This window comes from Polynucleobacter sp. JS-JIR-II-50 (assembly GCF_018687895.1).
GTDB lineage: Bacteria > Pseudomonadota > Gammaproteobacteria > Burkholderiales > Burkholderiaceae > Polynucleobacter.
Genome location: NZ_CP061307.1, coordinates 244,436 through 260,816 on the forward strand (window position 1 = coordinate 244,436; position 16,381 = coordinate 260,816).

Below are 16,381 nucleotides of genomic sequence, written 5' to 3' on the forward strand. Positions count from 1 at the left end.
AGTTTTTGCTTCCAGAAAGAAATTACATTCGGAGTGGGTGGTCATAGCCACTCACCTGAATAATTTCTAGATTTTTGGAGTCTTTATTGGAGCTTGAAATCTCCAGAGCAGTGAGCTTCCCACCCCACACGCAGCCGGTATCCAGTCCAATCACATTGTCTTGACGCAATAAGCCCAATGTAGACCAGTGGCCAAAATAGGTGAGGACGTCCTGGGTTTTTCTGCTGGGTACCTTGAACCAAGGGATATAGCCTTTAGGGCCTTGCTCTAGGCCTTCCTTGCTTTCAAATTCCATTTTTCCAGTTGGTGTGCAGAAACGCATCCTGGTTAAGGTGTTGGTAATGACGCGTAGGCGTTCATAACCTTTCAGAGATTTGCTCCATTGATTTGGTGTATTGCCATACATATTGGCTAGAAAATCTTTATATGATTTGCCACGTAAAGTTTTTTCTACTTCTTGCGCGCATTCAATCGTTTGCTGTAAGTCCCATTGTGGCAGGACGCCCGCATGCACAGTTAAAACATTGCCGTTACTAAGCGCCATTGGACGGTTTCGAATCCAATGAATGAGTTCTCTGCGATCTGGCGCCAACAGTATGGGTTCTATGGTATCCAGACCTTTCGATTTGCGAAGTCCTGCATCGATTGCTAGGAGGTGTAGGTCATGATTGCCAAGGATGCATTCAGCGCGACCCGACTCCTGTAGGGATTTTAGTTGGCGTAATGCGCCAAGAGAATCAGGGCCGCGATTAACCAAGTCTCCCAAAAAAATCATCTTTGATTTTTGGGGAAGTTTTTTAACGAGGGCTTTGAGGGAGGGCGCACAGCCCTGCACATCGCCTATGGCGTAGATCTTGCTCATACCCTATCTTAAATCGGAACTGTGTATAGGGCTCTAATGATTCTGTGTATTAGGCGACTTTTTTGACTACGCTGTAACGCACCAAGGTATTTTTTCGCGCTTCATCATGATCTACTACCGGAAGTGGGTAGTCTCGTCCAATCACTACCCCAGCGGCTTCCAATTCAATATGGCCGGCCTTCCATGGGGCATGGATAGACTTCTTAGAGAGCTTTTCGAGTTGCGGTAGGTAGCGCTTGATGAACTTGCCTTCCGGATCAAACTTCTCTGATTGGGTAATGGGGTTAAAGATGCGAAAGTAGGGTTGGGCATCACATCCAGATGAGGAGGCCCACTGCCATCCGCCGTTATTCGAGGAAAGCTCAAAGTCATTGAGATGTTCGGCGAAATACGCTTCGCCCCAACGCCAATCTATTCCCAAATCTTTAGTCAGAAAGCTTGCCACCACCATGCGTAAGCGGTTGTGCATATAGCCGCTTTGATTCAGTTGATGCATAGCCGCATCAACTAATGGGTAACCTGTTTTACCTTCGCACCAAGCGGTAAATAATTTTTTAGCTTTAGAGCCAGATTCCCAAATGATGTTGTCGTAGTCTGGTTTAAAAGATGCTCCCGTTGCAAGACGGGGATGATTGGCGAGAATCATGAAATAGAAATCACGCCAGATTAATTCACTCAGCCAAATGGTTGCACCCATACTGCCAGCTAGCATACGTCGATGAGCTTCACGCACCAAGCCTCTGATAGAGAGCATGCCAAAGCGTAAATGCGTAGAGAGATAACTTACGCCTTTAATTGCGGGGAAGTCTCTGCCAATTTGGTATTGATCAATGCGGGGTAAGAAGTCCTCTAAGAAAGCTTGCCCACCTTCTGAGCCAGGTGGCAGATAGCTTTCAATGCCGGTAGGGCAAAATCCCATCGACTCTAGAGAGGGGAGTTTTTGATCTAATTTTTTTGTTAAGACTCCCAATTGCTTAGGCTTTGGATTGCACTCATAGGCAGTAAGATCTTTTTCTTGAAGAGTCTTGAGCCAGTTATTTTTATAAGGTGTAAAGATTGAAAAGACAGTATTTGAGTTTGTAAGAATTTCTTTCTTCTCAAAAATAACTTGATCTTTAAAGCTCTCAAAATGAATTTCTAACTTTTCTAGGGACGCTTTTACAGTTTCATCTCTTTCAATCGCTGAAGGTTCGTAGTCATGGTTTGTGAAGACAGTTTCGACGCCTAGCTCTCTAGCAATTTCAGGAATACATTCAGTGGGTTTTCCAAAGCGAACGATGAGTCCACCACCTTGTTTACGAAGCTCATCATCAATTTGCTTTATGCCCTGCCAGATGAAATCTAATCGGCGGTCATGCTTGAGTCCGTTGGCATCTAAATCACCCTTCAATAATGGCTTGAGAATCTCCGTATCAAAGATAAAGGTGAGCCAAACCTGGCCACTTTCTTTCAGGGCGTAGTGAAGCGCGGCATTGTCATAAAGGCGGAGGTCACGGCGGAGCCAAACGAGAGCTTTTTGCATAGCCCCTATATTAGGGCTTATTTAAGGTAAATGCAGGCGGCTAGGCGGGGCTGACAGGTTAAGATCCTAAGGAATGATGGATACGATCTTTTTTATTCTCTCGAAGGTAGTGCAATTTTGCATTGAGCCGCTCAATTGGGTGCCTATTTTCGTTTTGCTGGCCCTTCTCTTTTTATCCTTGCGAAAACCGCACCTCTGTAAGAGATTCTTGGCGCTAGCTTTGGTAGATCTTGCTCTGGTGGGTTGGCTTCCCGCATCTGAAGTATTTCTTAGAGGGCTTGAGAATGCCGTGTCCAAAACTGAGATTACAAAATTATCGAATAATGAAATGGGCGGCATCATTATTCTGGGTGGCGCCATTGATGGAGGCGAGATTGCCGTTGATCGTGGCGAGATTTCAATCTACTCATCCGCTGAAAGGGTGACTAAAGCGTTCGAGTTAATACGCAAGAACCCCAATGTGCCATTCATCTTCAGCGGTTATTCAGGGCGCATAACGCCTAAGGGAGTTACAGAGGCGGATGCATTTAAGCGGTTGATTCAAGAGCAGGGCTTAAGCGAGCAGAACGCGCATTACGAAAATCAATCTCGAAATACCTATGAAAATGCGCTTCATATGAAGCCAATGATTGAGGAGTTTGGCTTAAAAACGGAATCAGGGGAGCTGAAGCCATGGCTTCTAATTACCTCCGCCAGCCATATGTACCGCTCTACCAAGATTTTCCAAAAACAGGGTTTAGTAGTGCTACCAATGTTGGTCGATTATCAAACGGCCAATAGCCTTCAGTGGACGATGTTTGACTTGGTGGATGGAGCTCACAACTGGAACATCCTAGTTCATGAAATAGTTGGTCTTTTTGCTTACTGGATTACCGGAAAAATCTAGATATTCTGTAAAATAAGCCATATGACTTCTGCTAAAAAAGCACCCCCTGCTTCAGAACGAGCTTCTGTGTCAGAGTCATCAATTTCATTTTCTGCAGACCATCTCGCCAATCAGTTTTTAATTGCTATGCCGGGTATGGTTGACCCCAATTTTGCTGGTTCCGTTATCTATCTCTTTGAGCATACCGAAAGAGGTGCGATGGGCTTGGTGGTTAATCGACCTACCGAGGTTGATTTAGAGACCCTCTTTGACAAGATTGAGTTGAAATTGGAAATTGCCCCTTTATTAAAGCAGCCGGTATATTTTGGCGGCCCAGTTCAGATAGAGCGCGGCTTTGTTTTACATGAGTCTGATTCGCTGTCTCCTTATAGCTCCTCCTTAATTATTCCGGGCGGCTTGACGATGACTACTTCAAAGGATGTTCTTGAGGCAGTTGCTGCAGGTAAAGGACCGCAACATTTTTTGATGACCTTGGGTTATGCCGGATGGGGTGCCGGTCAACTTGAAGAAGAAATTACGCTGAATGGCTGGATGAATGTTCCGCTGGCACGTGAGCAAATGATTGAGATCATCTTTAATACGCCATCGAGCCAGCGTTACGAGAAGGCGGTGAGCCACCTAGGGTTTGATTTGTCTCATCTGTCTGGTGAGGCTGGGCATGCCTAAGGCATTGACCATACTGTCTTTTGATTATGGAACTCGCAGAGTGGGTGTGGCAGTTGGAAACTCGATATCCAAGTCGGGACAAGCTTTAAAGACGATTGCAGCGCCAACTGGCGATGCCCTTTTTGAGGCGATTGAGTCTCTATTAAAGGAGTGGCAGCCAGACCAATTGGTGGTTGGAAAGCCAACCCATCCAGATGGCACACCCCATGAGATGACATCTAAAGCAACCCGCTTTGGCAATCAGCTACATGGACGCTTTCATTTGCCGGTTGTTTGGGTCGATGAGCGCTATACGTCAGCCGTTTTGGAGGGGGATCCAGAGATGTACGACAATCTAGATGCCCATTCTGCCGTTTTGATCTTAGAGCAGTATTTTGCAGAGCAAAGCGCGAAGTCTTTAAATTAAAAATAGTTACAAAAATAGAGTTGATATAAGCACCGGACTAAAGAATGAACGCTGAACAGTTATACAGAAAATTACTAGAGAACTTGCGTAAGAGAGCGCAAGAGGGCACCTTTGAACTTGCCGGTCTCGCCATGGGAGGCGCTTGGATTGCTGAGCGTTTGGCTCACGATTTAGGGCTTCCACACTTTGGAGTAATTAATGTGGCTTTTCATCGGGATGATTATGCGGAGAAGGGTATGACGGCTTTACGGACTGCTAGTACCATGACTACGCATTTACCTTTTGATGTAAACGGCGCCAATGTGATTTTGATTGACGATGTTTTGTTAACGGGTAGGACTGTTCGCGCGGCTTTAAATGAGTTATTTGATTTCGGCCGGCCTGCTCAAGTGGAGTTGATGGTTCTGGCTGATCGAGGGAATCGCGAACTTCCAGTAGCCGCCAACTTTGTTGGTGAGCAGATAGAAGTTCCGGAGAATCAAATTCTGGTTTTAGAGAAAGATACCGCTGGCAAGTTCAGCTTTCAGTTAGAGGAGCGTGAATAATGGATCAGCTAGTCAATCAATTTAATTCCGCTGGCGAGTTAACGCATCTTCTAACACTTGAAGGCTTGCCCAAAGAGCAGATCCTCCATATTTTGGATACTGCGCAGCAGTTTGTGAGCGTGACTGACCCTGCGCGTGAAGTAAAAAAAGTGCCACTGCTCAGGGGCAAAAGTGTCTTCAACCTCTTTTTTGAAAACTCCACTCGCACTAGAACCACTTTTGAGATTGCTGCAAAACGTTTATCTGCGGATGTGATCAATTTAGATATTTCCACATCTTCCACGGCTAAGGGCGAGAGTCTTCTCGATACGATTGATAACTTAGTAGCAATGCAGGCAGATATTTTTGTTGTGCGACATGGTGTTTCTAAAGCCCCTATTGAAATTGCAAACCACGTACCAGCGCATGTACACGTTGTGAATGCTGGCGATGGAAGTCATCAGCACCCAACTCAAGGTTTGCTGGATATGTATACGATGCGTCACTTCAAACAACACTTTAAGGGTTTGAAAGTGGCGATTGTGGGTGACATCGTTCACAGCCGTGTAGCCAAATCTAATATTCATGCGTTGACCACATTAGGTTGCGAAGACATTCGCGCCATTGGCCCAGAAAGTTTGCTTCCAAGTAATTTAGATATGCTCGGCGTTAAAGTTTTCCACAACATGGAAGAAGGCTTAAAAGATGTTGATGTAGTGATGACATTGCGCATTCAAAAGGAGCGCATGGAAGCCGGGCAAGTGCCTGAAGGTGACGCATTCTTTAAGCAATACGGTTTAACGCCTACACGTTTAGCCTTGGCGAAGTCAGATGCTATCGTCATGCACCCTGGTCCCATGAATCGCGGTGTCGAAATTGATTCGATTGTTGCTGATGGTCCTCAGTCAGTCATTCTGAATCAAGTCACCTTTGGTATTGCTGTGCGCATGGCTGTGATGTCTATAGTTGCTGGTAACTAAGATCACAAGCATGCAGTCCAAAAAACGTTGGTTGATTCTGTCGCATGGCTTCAATATGGATGGCCGCGCCTCAAGCCAAACAATTACCGATAAGATTCCTTATTTTCTAGAAGCGGGTATTGAGCCTATTGTCTTTAGTGCCATCACCGGTATTAAAGATCAACGCTTTCCCCATCGCCAATTTCTAGCTTGGGGCCCAGCAGCGTTTCGATTTGATTTTCGTCACTGGATTGCAAACCAATACGGCAGGGGATTTTTCTATAAGGTTTCAACCGGCATTGTTTCTTTACTGCTTACTCCCTTTATTGCCTTAGAAAAGTTTGTTCTTGGCTATTCCAGCCAATGGTCTTGGTCGATTCCTGCCTATCTTCATGGTCTACATTTAATTCGGTCTGGCAAAGTTGATCTGATTTATTCAACGGGTGGAGCATGGTCTGCTCATTTAGCGGGTTTATGGCTCAAGAAAAAAACAGGCGCGCCATGGATAGTAGAGATTCATGATCCATTGGTCATTCGTCAGAGTCCAGATGATCCCGGCTTTGAAAAGCCTAGTAACCGCGATGCTCGCTTTAGACAGTATTTAGAAAGGCAAATTTGCAAATATGCCGATTTAGCTTGGTGGTTTACCGATGGCGCCGTACATTATGCAAAGGTACGCAACCCTAATTTAAATACTTTAAATAATGCTCATGGTTTTATGGTTCTTCCAGGGGCTGAACCGCCTGGTGGGTCAACTAGCGAGAAAACACATCAGTATTCTGAGTATTTGAATCTGTGTCACTTTGGCTCCTTAGCAAAGGATCGTTCTCTCTCCACCATTCTGAATGCCTTAGTCCCGCTTTTTAAGAAATATCCTCAAGCAAGAAAGCATATTCGGGTGCACGCCTATGGAGCGCCTCTAGATTCATTAACCGTGGATGCTCTCAAACATTTAGCGTTTGACGATGTTTTACTTGCCCATGGACGTTTAGAAAAAGATCCCGCTACTGGTAAGTCAGGACGTGAGCGTGTAGTTGAGAAAATGCAATCTGCGGATGTTTTAATTCTTTTGCATGGCAATGATGAGTGGTGCGCAGAATACATCCCCTCTAAGTTCTATGAGTATCTTTGGACGGGCAGGCCCATTTGGGGTATTACCCATCGCAACCCTCAATTGGATCAAATGTTATTGGAGCGCTCGGCTTACTTGAGTCCTCAAAATGATTCTGAGGCCGTTGAGTTGGCTTTAGAGAGAATATGGTTGGACTGGGAAAGTAAACAGTTGGTAGCGCCCAAAGGCGCTCCGATTGGTGTAAATCAAGCTGCATATAGAATACTTTCTGAAGTGCAGGCTAAAACTGAAAGAAGCGCTTGAAAGATATCGTCCTCTATTGCAAATCTTACCGCAGAGACTTTTTGCGTCTTAAGCGCTTGCTAGATTCAATAAATCGATACAACGTCGACCAAATCCCCTTTTATATTTCTACTCCCGCAGATCAATATCGGGAGTTGCAATCGGTTTTGGGAGAAGGCGCTGGGTACCAGTGGGTTTCTGATGAGTCGATTATTGCTTCCAATCCTCGAGTTCCCGCTGGCATCGAAAAAACGAGATCTGGTGGCCTAAGTCAGCAAGCCATCAAATCGGAGTTTTGGCGTCTTGGTTTAGCTGAGAATTATGTTTGTCTCGATTCAGATTGTGTCTTTATTAAAGATTTCCATCGGTCTGACTTTTTAAGTGCTGATGGCACTCCATACACAGTCATCTATCAAAATAAAGAATTTTTCCAGCTGGCAATTAACCGAGGACATGAAAAGGTTGAGGCCAATCTTCGTAAAGAGGGTGATTGCGTAAAGGCCTTATTTTCTAGGGTAGGTCCTAACTACTATTGCCCATGCCCACCATTTATTTGGTCGGCCAAGGTTTGGCAGTCTCTCGATAGTCAATATCTTGAACCCAGAGGGTTGCATTTCTGGGATATCACGAATAACGAACATCCAGAGACGCTTTTATATCTCGAGGCTTTATTGAACTATCGTGCGATTCCTTTGTATCCAATCGAGCAATTATTTAGGATTTATTACTATGATTGGCAATACTATCTGCTGCGCAGAACGGGCGAGTCTGAGGGTAAATTAAAAGAAAATTACTTGGGCGTGATCTATCAATCAAATTGGGATTCTGGAATGGACTTTGGTGGGTCTACTAAGTCATTCGCCTCCCTTACCCTTCGCCGCATCAAACGTTTCGGCCGTTATTTACAGAGTTACCTTTAATTCATGTCAGCACCTTTAAATATCAAAATTTTTGTTATTTCATTGCAAAGATCGCTTGATCGCAGGAAGCAGGTCGAGAAAGAGATGCAAAAAATTTCTCTACCTTGGTCTTTTCTGGATGCCATTGATGGCTCTGCTTTGACTTCAGGGCCAATTGAATACAAGCCAGCTAAGGTGAAAAGACTGCAGGGTTATGCATTAACCCCCAATGAGATTGGTTGCTATCTCTCTCATAAAGAGGCATGGAAGCGTTGTGTAAGTGAGAATGCCCCCACTCTAGTTTTAGAAGATGATTTTGTTCTAGCGCCCAATTTTGAGAGTGTGCTCGGCACCATTCTCGAGGCAGATGACTGCTGGGATTTCCTTAGACTCCAGGGTTTGTATGAAGTTCCCTGCAAGATCTTGTTTGAAAAATCAGGCGTAACATTTGTTAGAAATGAAGGCGATGCTGTCGGCGCAACCGCATACCTATTAAAACCAGAGATAGCAAAGCAGTTAATTCAGAATTCTGCAGATATCTATGAGCCAGTAGATCATTTTCTAGAGCATCATCAAAAACATGGCTTGGAGTTTTTAGCAATTCGCCCATATCCAGTGGATATTACGCGTGCTAAATCAACTATTGCTGATCGCTCTGAGCGTTCACCCGTTAAAGGCTTACGCAAGCGATGGAGATCGGTTGCCCGAGCATTTGATAGGGTGCTGAGTAAAGACCCCTGGTTTCCAAAATAAAAAAACAACCGCTATTACATTAACAGCCATCGTCAGATTATTGTTAACTAAGGGCTGTCTGAATAAGGTTCTTTAGGTAGCTTTTTAGGGGATCAAGTGAAGGCTTCTGTAATAGCAAAGGCTGCTCTGCATACTGAGCAAGCTTGCTTTTCGAATGCAGTATCTGGCCTAGTTCAGCGAAGTGATCTGCTGACATTGGCGCTAAATTAATAAATGCTTGCGGATTAAAGTCGACTTTTACATTTTCATCGGCCCAGGTAATAGGCAGACATCCCGCCATAAAGGCTTCTGGAATTTTCTCGGTGTAGTAACCAGGGTGCATGCCATTTTCGGGGCATAAGTTAAAGGCAAACGCCTGGAGCTCGTCAAATTTAATTAAGCCGCTCTCAGAGTGATTTTTGATGAGTGGATTAAATGATTTTCCAAACTCCACCACCTCGATTTGATTCTTAACGGCATTTAATAGGGTGCCCCTAGGCTCTCTGAGGTGTGATGCAAATATCGCCGCCTTTTGCGGGCGCATCAGAAAATCATGACCAAGCGGCTGAAGGAGGCGATTAACATCTAGCAATTTGCCATATCTGGGGTTGGTATTGCCAGTCACCCCTTCTGATGACCAATCAGCTACCTCCATCCAATAAGGCATGCGGAAGTGATGAGAGCTAGAAATCCCCAGATCAAAAGTGAGCGCATAGTCATTGCACACAAAATCATGCCGAAGATTCTCGCCAGTCTGGAAAAGGATTAAAGGTTGCTTATTTGATGCGGGGATAATGGATTGAATCCCATTATTTATGCCGCTAACCAAGGGTCTAAGGGGTTTAGGGCACCATGCTAACTTCTTTTTACCAAAATTATGAAATGATCCAATGATCATCAAATCACATTGTTTGGGCTCAACCCATTCAATTTGATAGCCGAGGTTATGGCATATGGCAGGTACAAGGCTGGTTTTATAGTCGCTGGGCACCCCTACAGCGGATACTCTGATTGCAGTCATAAATACCTTACTTTCTAGATGCCTATATGAAGTATTCAATTGTAATAACTACCTTGATAAACGTCTCGAAAACGCTCAAATCCCAGATTGATGAGTTGGTATCATTGAGGTCAGTTGAGCATTTAAAGGCTCTATAACTTCATTCTGGGTTTTGGGGGTTGCATGATTTTAGTGACGGGTGGCGCGGGATTTATCGGCGGTAACTTTGTTTTGGATTGGCTGGCCGATCCGAAGGCAGAAGGAATTGTTAATTTAGATAAATTAACTTACGCCGGGAACCTGGCAACACTGGATTCTCTTAAGAATGATGCCCGCCATGTATTTGTGCATGGTGATATTGGCGACAAAGAATTAGTTACTAAATTATTAAAAGAACATAAGCCGCGCGCCATTGTGAATTTCGCTGCAGAGAGTCATGTGGATCGATCTATTCATGGGCCCGCAGATTTTGTGGAGACCAATATCGTTGGTACATTTAATTTGCTAGAGTCCGCTCGTGAGTATTGGGGTACTCTTGAAGAAAAGGCCAAAGAAGAATTCCGTTTTCATCATGTCTCGACTGATGAGGTCTATGGCTCACTATCTTTAACGGACCCCGCTTTTACTGAAAAAAATTCATATGAGCCCAATAGCCCTTACTCGGCATCGAAGGCAGCCTCAGATCATTTAGTACGCGCTTGGTTTCATACCTATGGGTTCCCGGTAGTAACAACCAACTGTTCCAATAACTATGGCCCTTATCACTTTCCAGAAAAATTAATTCCTTTGGTGATATTGAATGCGCTCAATAGTAAGTCATTACCTATTTATGGTGATGGCCAACAGATTCGCGATTGGTTGTATGTTGGTGATCACTGCTCAGCAATTCGTGAAGTGTTGTCTAAAGGAAAATTGGGCGAGACGTACAACATCGGCGGTTGGAATGAAAAGGCTAATATCGATGTTGTGAAAACTATTTGCGCTATTTTGGATGAGCTTAAGCCCCGCGCAGATGGCAAGCCCTATGTTGATCAAATCACCTACGTAAAAGATCGTCCAGGCCATGATCGCCGTTATGCAATTGATGCTAGCAAGGTGGAGCGCGAGTTGGGTTGGAAGCCAGCCGAGACCTTTGAGACGGGTATTCGAAAGACAGTCCAGTGGTATCTGGATAACCCTGTTTGGATTGATGGTGTGGTGAGTGGGTCTTATCGCGACTGGTTGCAAAAACAATACAACTAACTACAAATACTTAGATTAAATTACTGCGTGAATATTTTAGTTTTCGGAAAAGATGGTCAGCTGGGTAAAGCATTCAAGGCTTTATTTGACCAACTTCCAGCCTCTGCAAATTTGCATATAACTTATCTCGGTAGAGCGGAATGCGATCTCAGTAAAGAGGGGGAAGTGCTTGCACAACTCAATGCAGCTAAAGCAGACCTCATCATTAATGCGTCTGCTTACACGGCAGTTGACAAAGCAGAAATTGAGGTTGATTTGGCTTATGCGGTAAATGCAAAAGCCCCCGAATTAATGGCGCATTATGCTGCAGAAAATAATGCTACTTTTCTTCATTACTCCACAGACTATGTGTTTGATGGCAGTAAAAATGGTTTTTATGTTGAGGGTGATGCTCGTAATCCATTGGGTATTTACGGTAAGAGTAAAGCTGCTGGTGAAGAGGCAATTGAGAAAGTATTTTCAAACTCTTCAAAAGGTCAATTTGCTATTTTCCGTACTAGTTGGGTTTATGGGGATGGTGGTAATTTTATTCGTACGATGTTGCGCTTGGCAAAAGAGCGCGAAGAATTAAAAGTGATTTATGACCAACATGGCGTGCCCACTAGTGCGGATTGGCTTGCCAGCGTCAGTCTGGATTTGGCATTAGATTCAGCATGGAAGTTAAAGCAGTTCCCATCGGGCATTTATCACGCCGTACCATCAGGTGAGACTACTTGGCATGGCTTAGCCTGTCTTACGATTCAGGTTGCCCTGAATGCCGGTATCGAGCTAAAGATCAAACCGGGGGCAATTAAACCCATTCTGGCGGTTGAGTACCCACTCCCGGCTCCAAGGCCAATGAACTCCCGTATGGATAGTCAAAAGCTGCGCTCTACCCTTCAAAATCAGGCTTCCAAAGACTCAAACTCTTATAATGAATCTCAAAATATGCCAAATTTCCCAGCCTGGGATGGCATGGTTCAAGAATACGTATCCAAGTTAGCCTTGAAGGGTTTGATTTAATACCTCAGGTTTGCCAGAGATGCTGAAACAGGGGTTATAAATGGCTGCAAATCGCAAAGGCATTATTTTGGCTGGTGGGTCTGGTACCCGTCTCTATCCAGTGACTCAGGCAGTTTCAAAGCAATTAATGCCAGTCTATGACAAGCCGATGGTGTATTACCCATTGAGCACTCTAATGTTGGCTGGTATTCGCGACATTCTCTTAATTTCTACACCGCAAGATACCCCTCGATTTTCTGAACTATTAGGCGATGGTTCCCAGTGGGGTCTCAATATTGAGTATTGCGTGCAACCTTCGCCGGATGGTTTGGCGCAAGCATTTACGCTAGGCAAAAACTTTGTTGGGAATAATCCAAGCGCATTAGTGCTGGGCGACAATATTTTCTATGGCCATGAATTAGTAGACCAACTCAATAGTGCAAACGATCGCACTTCGGGTGCATCTGTATTTGCGTATCACGTGAATGATCCGGAGCGTTATGGCGTAGTGGAGTTTGATAAAGACTACAAAGCGCTGTCGATTGAAGAAAAACCTTTGAAGCCTCGCAGTAACTATGCAGTAACAGGCTTATATTTTTATGACAATCAGGTTTGCGATATTGCCGCCTCGATTAAGCCTAGTGCTCGTGGTGAGCTCGAGATTACAGATGTGAACCGTGTCTATCTTGAAAAGAATGAGCTGAATGTCGAGATTATGGGTCGTGGATTTGCTTGGTTGGATACTGGAACGCATGATTCTTTGCTGGATGCGGCAGGATTCATTGCTACTCTGCAAAAGCGTCAAGGCTTGATGGTGGCCTGTCCTGAAGAGATTGCTTATCGCCAAGGTTGGATTAGCGCTGAAGTAGTACAGAAGGTTGCTGCACAGTTAAGTAAGAATAGTTATGGTCAGTACTTGGGTAAGATTTTGAACGAGCTCAATAGCTCAGCTCAACCGATTTCACTGTCTGCCAAGAAGGCTTCTAAATGAGCATTCCCTCTAAGTTGCAGTTAACACCTACTGCGATTCATGATGTTTATATTGTGGAGCCAAAAGTCTTCGGCGATGAGCGCGGTTGGTTTACCGAGTCATTTAATGCGGAGGACTTTGCAAGTGCAACGGGCCTTGATGTCCAGTTTGTGCAAGACAATCATTCCTTTTCACGTCAATGGACTTTGCGTGGCTTGCATTATCAAATGGAGAAGACTCAAGGTAAATTGGTGCGAGTCGTAGCTGGTGGTGTATTTGATGTGGCTGTCGATATCCGCAAAGATTCGCCTACTTACGGTAAATGGGTTGGTGTTGAATTGAGCGCAGACAATCACAAGCAATTGTGGATTCCTGCTCAATTGGCCCATGGCTTTTTGGTGCTCACACCTACAGCAGAATTTCTTTACAAAACGACGGATTACTATCATCCACAGAGTGAAGCTTGCCTTGCTTGGGATGATTCAATAGTTGGTATAGAGTGGCCTTTGCCCGCTGGTATCCAGCCCAATATGAATGCCAAGGATGCGGCCGGTCTTTCATGGGATGCGGCACCCAAGTTCTGAATGCCTTCGGCAATTTTCAAATGATAAGATAATCCTCTGATGAGTGATTTATCTTCGACCTACTCAAAGGGTCTCCCGTCCAATCCCAAGATTTTGTTGGTAAAGCTTTCCTCCTTAGGGGATGTGCTGCACAACTTACCGATTGTTTGGGATTTACGTGCCCGTTTACCTCATGCGCAAATTGATTGGGTGGTTGAAGAGGGTTATGTTCATTTGCTTGAACCACTTCTCAGTAAAAATGGCTTTAACGGAATTGATCGCGTCATTCCATTTGGTTTGCGTCGCTGGAAAAAGAATTTATTTAAGCTCTCTACTTGGCAGCAGTTTTTTGCATTCAAAAAAGAGCTTCAGGCAACTTCTTATGATGTGATCATTGAGACTCAAGGCCTGCTCAAATCAGCCATTGTTTGCGCTCTGGCTAAAAAGAGTTCAAACGCTGTGATTTCAGGGCTTGCCAATGCAACAGAATTTTCTGGGTATGAACCTATTGCCCGCTATTTTTATAGCCAGTCTGTGCAAGTCCCAACACAATGCCATGCAGTAGATCGTTCACGCTGGGTAATGTGCTCGGCTGTAGATTGGCCCTTGGTTGACCGCGCGATTGCGCCTCAGTTTTATCCAAAGAATTACGTTGATTCTTTGGATATCAATTCAAGTGAGGTCTCAAGGGAATTAAAGTCACCTTATGTACTATGTTTTCATTCCACTGCTAGAGAGGCCAAGCGTTGGCCCAATGAAAGCTGGGTAGCTTTGGGTAAAGAGCTAGCCGCCCGTGGCTATCAAGTTGTCCTGCCTTGGGGTAATTTGGCTGAGCAAGCGGTGAGCAAAGAGATTGCAGCACATATCCCAAATGCAGTAGTGCCGCCTGCCTTTTCAATTCAGAAAGCTTTTTCTGTGATTGCAGGCGCTGTACTAACAGTGGGTGTTGATACGGGACTAACGCATCTTGCGGCCGTTTTGGGTAAACCTACAGTAGAAATTTATTGCGACTCACCAAGATGGAAGACCGAAGGTTACTGGTCTAACAATATTCGCAATGTGGGTGATATTCAATCGCCACCACAGGTGGCAGAGGTCATTGAGGCTTCTTTCAGTTTGCTGAATTAACGCAATAAAGAGTTTATTGCTATTAAATCCTCATCTGTTAATGCAGCAGCATGGGCTTTTAATCTAATGGCATTCAGGATGGTGTTATAGCGTGCTTGCTGCAGTAGAGAGCGAGTGTTAATAACGGAATCCAATGCAATCAATACATCAATATTAATTAAGGTTCCGACTTGGAACCCCAGTTTGCTGGACTCTAATGCAGATGTAGTTGAGCGTTCTGCTGCTTCATAAGCCTTGACGCTAGCTAAGCCACCATAAAAGCCTGTAAAGGCAGTCCGGGTGCTTTGAGCGGCCGTACGACGATAGTTATCGTAGTTGGCTTTGGCTGCATCTACCAAGGCAGCATTTTGACGAATGACAGAACTATTAAATCCACCAGAAACCAGTGGAATAGTCATCTGTAAAGCCAAGGTATTGTTGTACACATTGGTGCTCGATGGCGTGTAGTTATTGGGTGTGCCATTCGAAGTGTTGTAGCCAGATGTGCCAACTAAATTCACGGTCGGATAATTTAAAGCTTGAGCTCCACGATAAGTGCTTTCTGCAAGGCTCACTGATAGTTGTCCTGCTAAGACATTAAAGTTGGCTGACTCAGCCTGGTTGATCCAGTCATCGAGAGTTTGCCCGGGAGGAAGTGATGGGTTAACGCTCTCAGCAATAGGATAGCCCTTAGAATCTTTGCTCTTGCTACGAGGGTCTTTGAGAACACCTTCAATTTTGGCATCCTTCACCAGGGGCTTTAATGCTCCTACTGGGCGTCCAACAATTTGTTCCAGTGCACCACGTTTCACAATCAGATCAGCCTGAGCAGTGATCTCTTGTGAGGTTGCTAGATCCAGAGCTGCTTGAGCAGTATTAACATCCACAATCGTTGCCAAGCCAGCATCAAACTTTGCCTGCGCTGCTTCAAGCTGTTGCTTAATCAAATCCTTCTTATTTTTGTAGAGCGCTACGTTGTCTTGACTGGTTAGTGCATCAAAGTAAGCCTGCGACACTCGCAGAATTAAATCTTGCTGAGCCAAGAAAAAGCGCATATCCGCCAGCTTGGTATTGAGGTCGCCTTGCTTAAAAAGTTCTAATGCACCAATGTTAAAAACAGGTTGAGTTAAGGTGACCGTGTAGCTCTTTTGATCAAACACACGTGAGTTACCAGAGTTGTTTGAAACTACGGTGCTGCCCACTCCATGCTGATAGTAGCGAGTACCACCAGGGGTGGCATTAGCTTGCGGCATCAATAAAGAGAAGCCTTGCCAGAAGAGCTCTTTGCTCGCCTGATAGTTAAAGCGAGCAGCAGTTAATACTGGGTCGCTAAAAGCGGCTTCTTGGTAAAGCTGAATTAAATCGTTTGTCTGGCCTTTAGTTGCGCCACCCTTATTGCCAATTAAATTAGAGGGTGCAGATACCTCTGGTACTGCTGGTTTGCTTGGTGGCGGGGCTATCTGCGGCGGCTGCTCCAGCCCAATCAGGGTAGATACACTCATAGGAGTGGGTAAAGCAGGTCTTGCGGCGGCATTGGGACTTTGGGCTAACGCCTGAAATGACCATGTGCCAAGACCGAGCGATTGACTGAGGATCAAACCAAAGGCGGTAAGTCGAGAAAGTCTAAAACGGGCTGGGATCATGTAATTCGGATACTTTTCAATGTGCCATGCAGTTTAAGGCCAATTTATTCAAAATGCTCATTTAG

At 44.8% G+C, this 16,381-nt stretch carries 17 protein-coding genes; 13 read left to right on the plus strand and 4 right to left on the minus strand.

Annotated elements, in window-relative coordinates:
- Positions 1-22: 22 nt before the first annotated feature.
- Positions 23-862, minus strand: a complete 840-nt coding sequence (locus FD963_RS01300) for a symmetrical bis(5'-nucleosyl)-tetraphosphatase (RefSeq protein WP_215362593.1) — start codon at positions 860-862, stop codon at positions 23-25.
- A 49-nt stretch (positions 863-911) separates the two neighbouring features.
- On the minus strand, positions 912-2,384 hold the full coding sequence (locus tag FD963_RS01305) for a deoxyribodipyrimidine photo-lyase (protein ID WP_215362594.1): 1,473 nt from the start codon (positions 2,382-2,384) through the stop codon (positions 912-914).
- Between the two features lie 178 nt (positions 2,385-2,562).
- On the opposite strand from FD963_RS01305, the gene FD963_RS01310 reads away from it, so the two are divergent.
- The 8 genes from FD963_RS01310 to FD963_RS01345 all read left to right on the plus strand — a co-directional run bounded on the left by FD963_RS01310 (position 2,563) and on the right by FD963_RS01345 (position 8,831).
- On the plus strand, positions 2,563-3,270 hold the full coding sequence (locus FD963_RS01310) for a YdcF family protein (RefSeq protein WP_251367256.1): 708 nt from the start codon (positions 2,563-2,565) through the stop codon (positions 3,268-3,270).
- Positions 3,271-3,396: 126 nt separating this feature from the next.
- Positions 3,397-3,936: a YqgE/AlgH family protein gene (locus FD963_RS01315; RefSeq protein ID WP_251367343.1), complete on the plus strand. Its 540-nt coding sequence runs from the start codon at positions 3,397-3,399 to the stop codon at positions 3,934-3,936.
- Positions 3,929-4,342 carry a Holliday junction resolvase RuvX gene (gene ruvX, locus FD963_RS01320; RefSeq protein WP_215362596.1) on the plus strand — a complete coding sequence of 138 codons (414 nt, stop codon included), beginning with the start codon at positions 3,929-3,931 and terminating at the stop codon, positions 4,340-4,342. Before FD963_RS01315 ends, ruvX begins: the two co-directional genes overlap by 8 nt.
- A gap of 44 nt (positions 4,343-4,386) precedes the next feature.
- Positions 4,387-4,887 (plus strand): bifunctional pyr operon transcriptional regulator/uracil phosphoribosyltransferase PyrR, encoded by a 501-nt coding sequence (pyrR, locus tag FD963_RS01325; protein WP_215362597.1) that lies wholly within the window; start codon positions 4,387-4,389, stop codon positions 4,885-4,887.
- Positions 4,887-5,846, plus strand: coding sequence for an aspartate carbamoyltransferase catalytic subunit (locus FD963_RS01330; RefSeq protein WP_215362598.1), 960 nt, complete (start codon positions 4,887-4,889; stop codon positions 5,844-5,846). The genes pyrR and FD963_RS01330 overlap by 1 nt, the downstream gene beginning before the upstream one ends.
- A 10-nt stretch (positions 5,847-5,856) precedes the next feature.
- Positions 5,857-7,200: a glycosyltransferase gene (locus tag FD963_RS01335; protein WP_215362599.1), complete on the plus strand. Its 1,344-nt coding sequence runs from the start codon at positions 5,857-5,859 to the stop codon at positions 7,198-7,200.
- Complete coding sequence (locus tag FD963_RS01340) at positions 7,197-8,099, plus strand: DUF6492 family protein (protein ID WP_215362600.1); 903 nt, start codon at positions 7,197-7,199, stop codon at positions 8,097-8,099. The genes FD963_RS01335 and FD963_RS01340 overlap by 4 nt, the downstream gene beginning before the upstream one ends.
- Positions 8,100-8,102: 3 nt before the next feature.
- A complete protein-coding gene (locus FD963_RS01345) occupies positions 8,103-8,831 on the plus strand; it encodes a glycosyltransferase family 25 protein (RefSeq protein ID WP_215362601.1) in 729 nt (242 codons plus the stop codon).
- A gap of 43 nt (positions 8,832-8,874) precedes the next feature.
- Here FD963_RS01345 and FD963_RS01350 read toward each other — a convergent pair whose 3' ends face one another.
- Positions 8,875-9,831: a glycosyltransferase family 10 domain-containing protein gene (locus FD963_RS01350; RefSeq protein WP_215362602.1), complete on the minus strand. Its 957-nt coding sequence runs from the start codon at positions 9,829-9,831 to the stop codon at positions 8,875-8,877.
- 162 nt (positions 9,832-9,993) lie between these two features.
- Between FD963_RS01350 and rfbB the strand changes: the two genes are divergently transcribed.
- From rfbB to waaC, 5 genes are read left to right on the plus strand one after another with little or no spacing between them, the layout of a single operon-like run.
- Entirely contained in the window at positions 9,994-11,052 is a 1,059-nt protein-coding gene (gene rfbB / locus FD963_RS01355) for a dTDP-glucose 4,6-dehydratase (protein WP_215362603.1), read from the plus strand.
- Positions 11,053-11,079: 27 nt separating this feature from the next.
- Positions 11,080-12,054, plus strand: coding sequence for a dTDP-4-dehydrorhamnose reductase (rfbD, locus tag FD963_RS01360; RefSeq protein ID WP_215362604.1), 975 nt, complete (start codon positions 11,080-11,082; stop codon positions 12,052-12,054).
- Between the two features lie 40 nt (positions 12,055-12,094).
- Complete coding sequence (gene rfbA, locus FD963_RS01365; RefSeq protein WP_215362605.1) at positions 12,095-13,024, plus strand: glucose-1-phosphate thymidylyltransferase RfbA; 930 nt, start codon at positions 12,095-12,097, stop codon at positions 13,022-13,024.
- Positions 13,021-13,587: a dTDP-4-dehydrorhamnose 3,5-epimerase gene (rfbC, locus tag FD963_RS01370; RefSeq protein ID WP_215362606.1), complete on the plus strand. Its 567-nt coding sequence runs from the start codon at positions 13,021-13,023 to the stop codon at positions 13,585-13,587. Before rfbA ends, rfbC begins: the two co-directional genes overlap by 4 nt.
- A gap of 39 nt (positions 13,588-13,626) precedes the next feature.
- Positions 13,627-14,694, plus strand: a complete 1,068-nt coding sequence (gene waaC, locus FD963_RS01375; RefSeq protein WP_215362607.1) for a lipopolysaccharide heptosyltransferase I — start codon at positions 13,627-13,629, stop codon at positions 14,692-14,694.
- Here waaC and FD963_RS01380 read toward each other — a convergent pair.
- Entirely contained in the window at positions 14,691-16,316 is a 1,626-nt protein-coding gene (locus FD963_RS01380; protein WP_215362608.1) for a TolC family protein, read from the minus strand. The two genes, waaC and FD963_RS01380, sit on opposite strands and share 4 nt — an antisense overlap.
- Positions 16,317-16,381 lie beyond the last annotated feature (65 nt).

Coding starts and splice junctions, on each gene's coding strand:
- FD963_RS01300 (WP_215362593.1), bottom strand. CDS start 862: ATGAGCAAGATCTACGCCATAGGCGATGTGCAGGGCTGTGCGCCCTCC.
- FD963_RS01305 (WP_215362594.1), bottom strand. CDS start 2,384: ATGCAAAAAGCTCTCGTTTGGCTCCGCCGTGACCTCCGCCTTTATGAC.
- FD963_RS01315 (WP_251367343.1), top strand. CDS start 3,397: ATGCCGGGTATGGTTGACCCCAATTTTGCTGGTTCCGTTATCTATCTC.
- ruvX (WP_215362596.1), top strand. CDS start 3,929: ATGCCTAAGGCATTGACCATACTGTCTTTTGATTATGGAACTCGCAGA.
- pyrR (WP_215362597.1), top strand. CDS start 4,387: ATGAACGCTGAACAGTTATACAGAAAATTACTAGAGAACTTGCGTAAG.
- FD963_RS01330 (WP_215362598.1), top strand. CDS start 4,887: ATGGATCAGCTAGTCAATCAATTTAATTCCGCTGGCGAGTTAACGCAT.
- FD963_RS01335 (WP_215362599.1), top strand. CDS start 5,857: ATGCAGTCCAAAAAACGTTGGTTGATTCTGTCGCATGGCTTCAATATG.
- FD963_RS01345 (WP_215362601.1), top strand. CDS start 8,103: ATGTCAGCACCTTTAAATATCAAAATTTTTGTTATTTCATTGCAAAGA.
- FD963_RS01350 (WP_215362602.1), bottom strand. CDS start 9,831: ATGACTGCAATCAGAGTATCCGCTGTAGGGGTGCCCAGCGACTATAAA.
- rfbB (WP_215362603.1), top strand. CDS start 9,994: ATGATTTTAGTGACGGGTGGCGCGGGATTTATCGGCGGTAACTTTGTT.
- rfbA (WP_215362605.1), top strand. CDS start 12,095: ATGGCTGCAAATCGCAAAGGCATTATTTTGGCTGGTGGGTCTGGTACC.
- rfbC (WP_215362606.1), top strand. CDS start 13,021: ATGAGCATTCCCTCTAAGTTGCAGTTAACACCTACTGCGATTCATGAT.
- waaC (WP_215362607.1), top strand. CDS start 13,627: ATGAGTGATTTATCTTCGACCTACTCAAAGGGTCTCCCGTCCAATCCC.
- FD963_RS01380 (WP_215362608.1), bottom strand. CDS start 16,316: ATGATCCCAGCCCGTTTTAGACTTTCTCGACTTACCGCCTTTGGTTTG.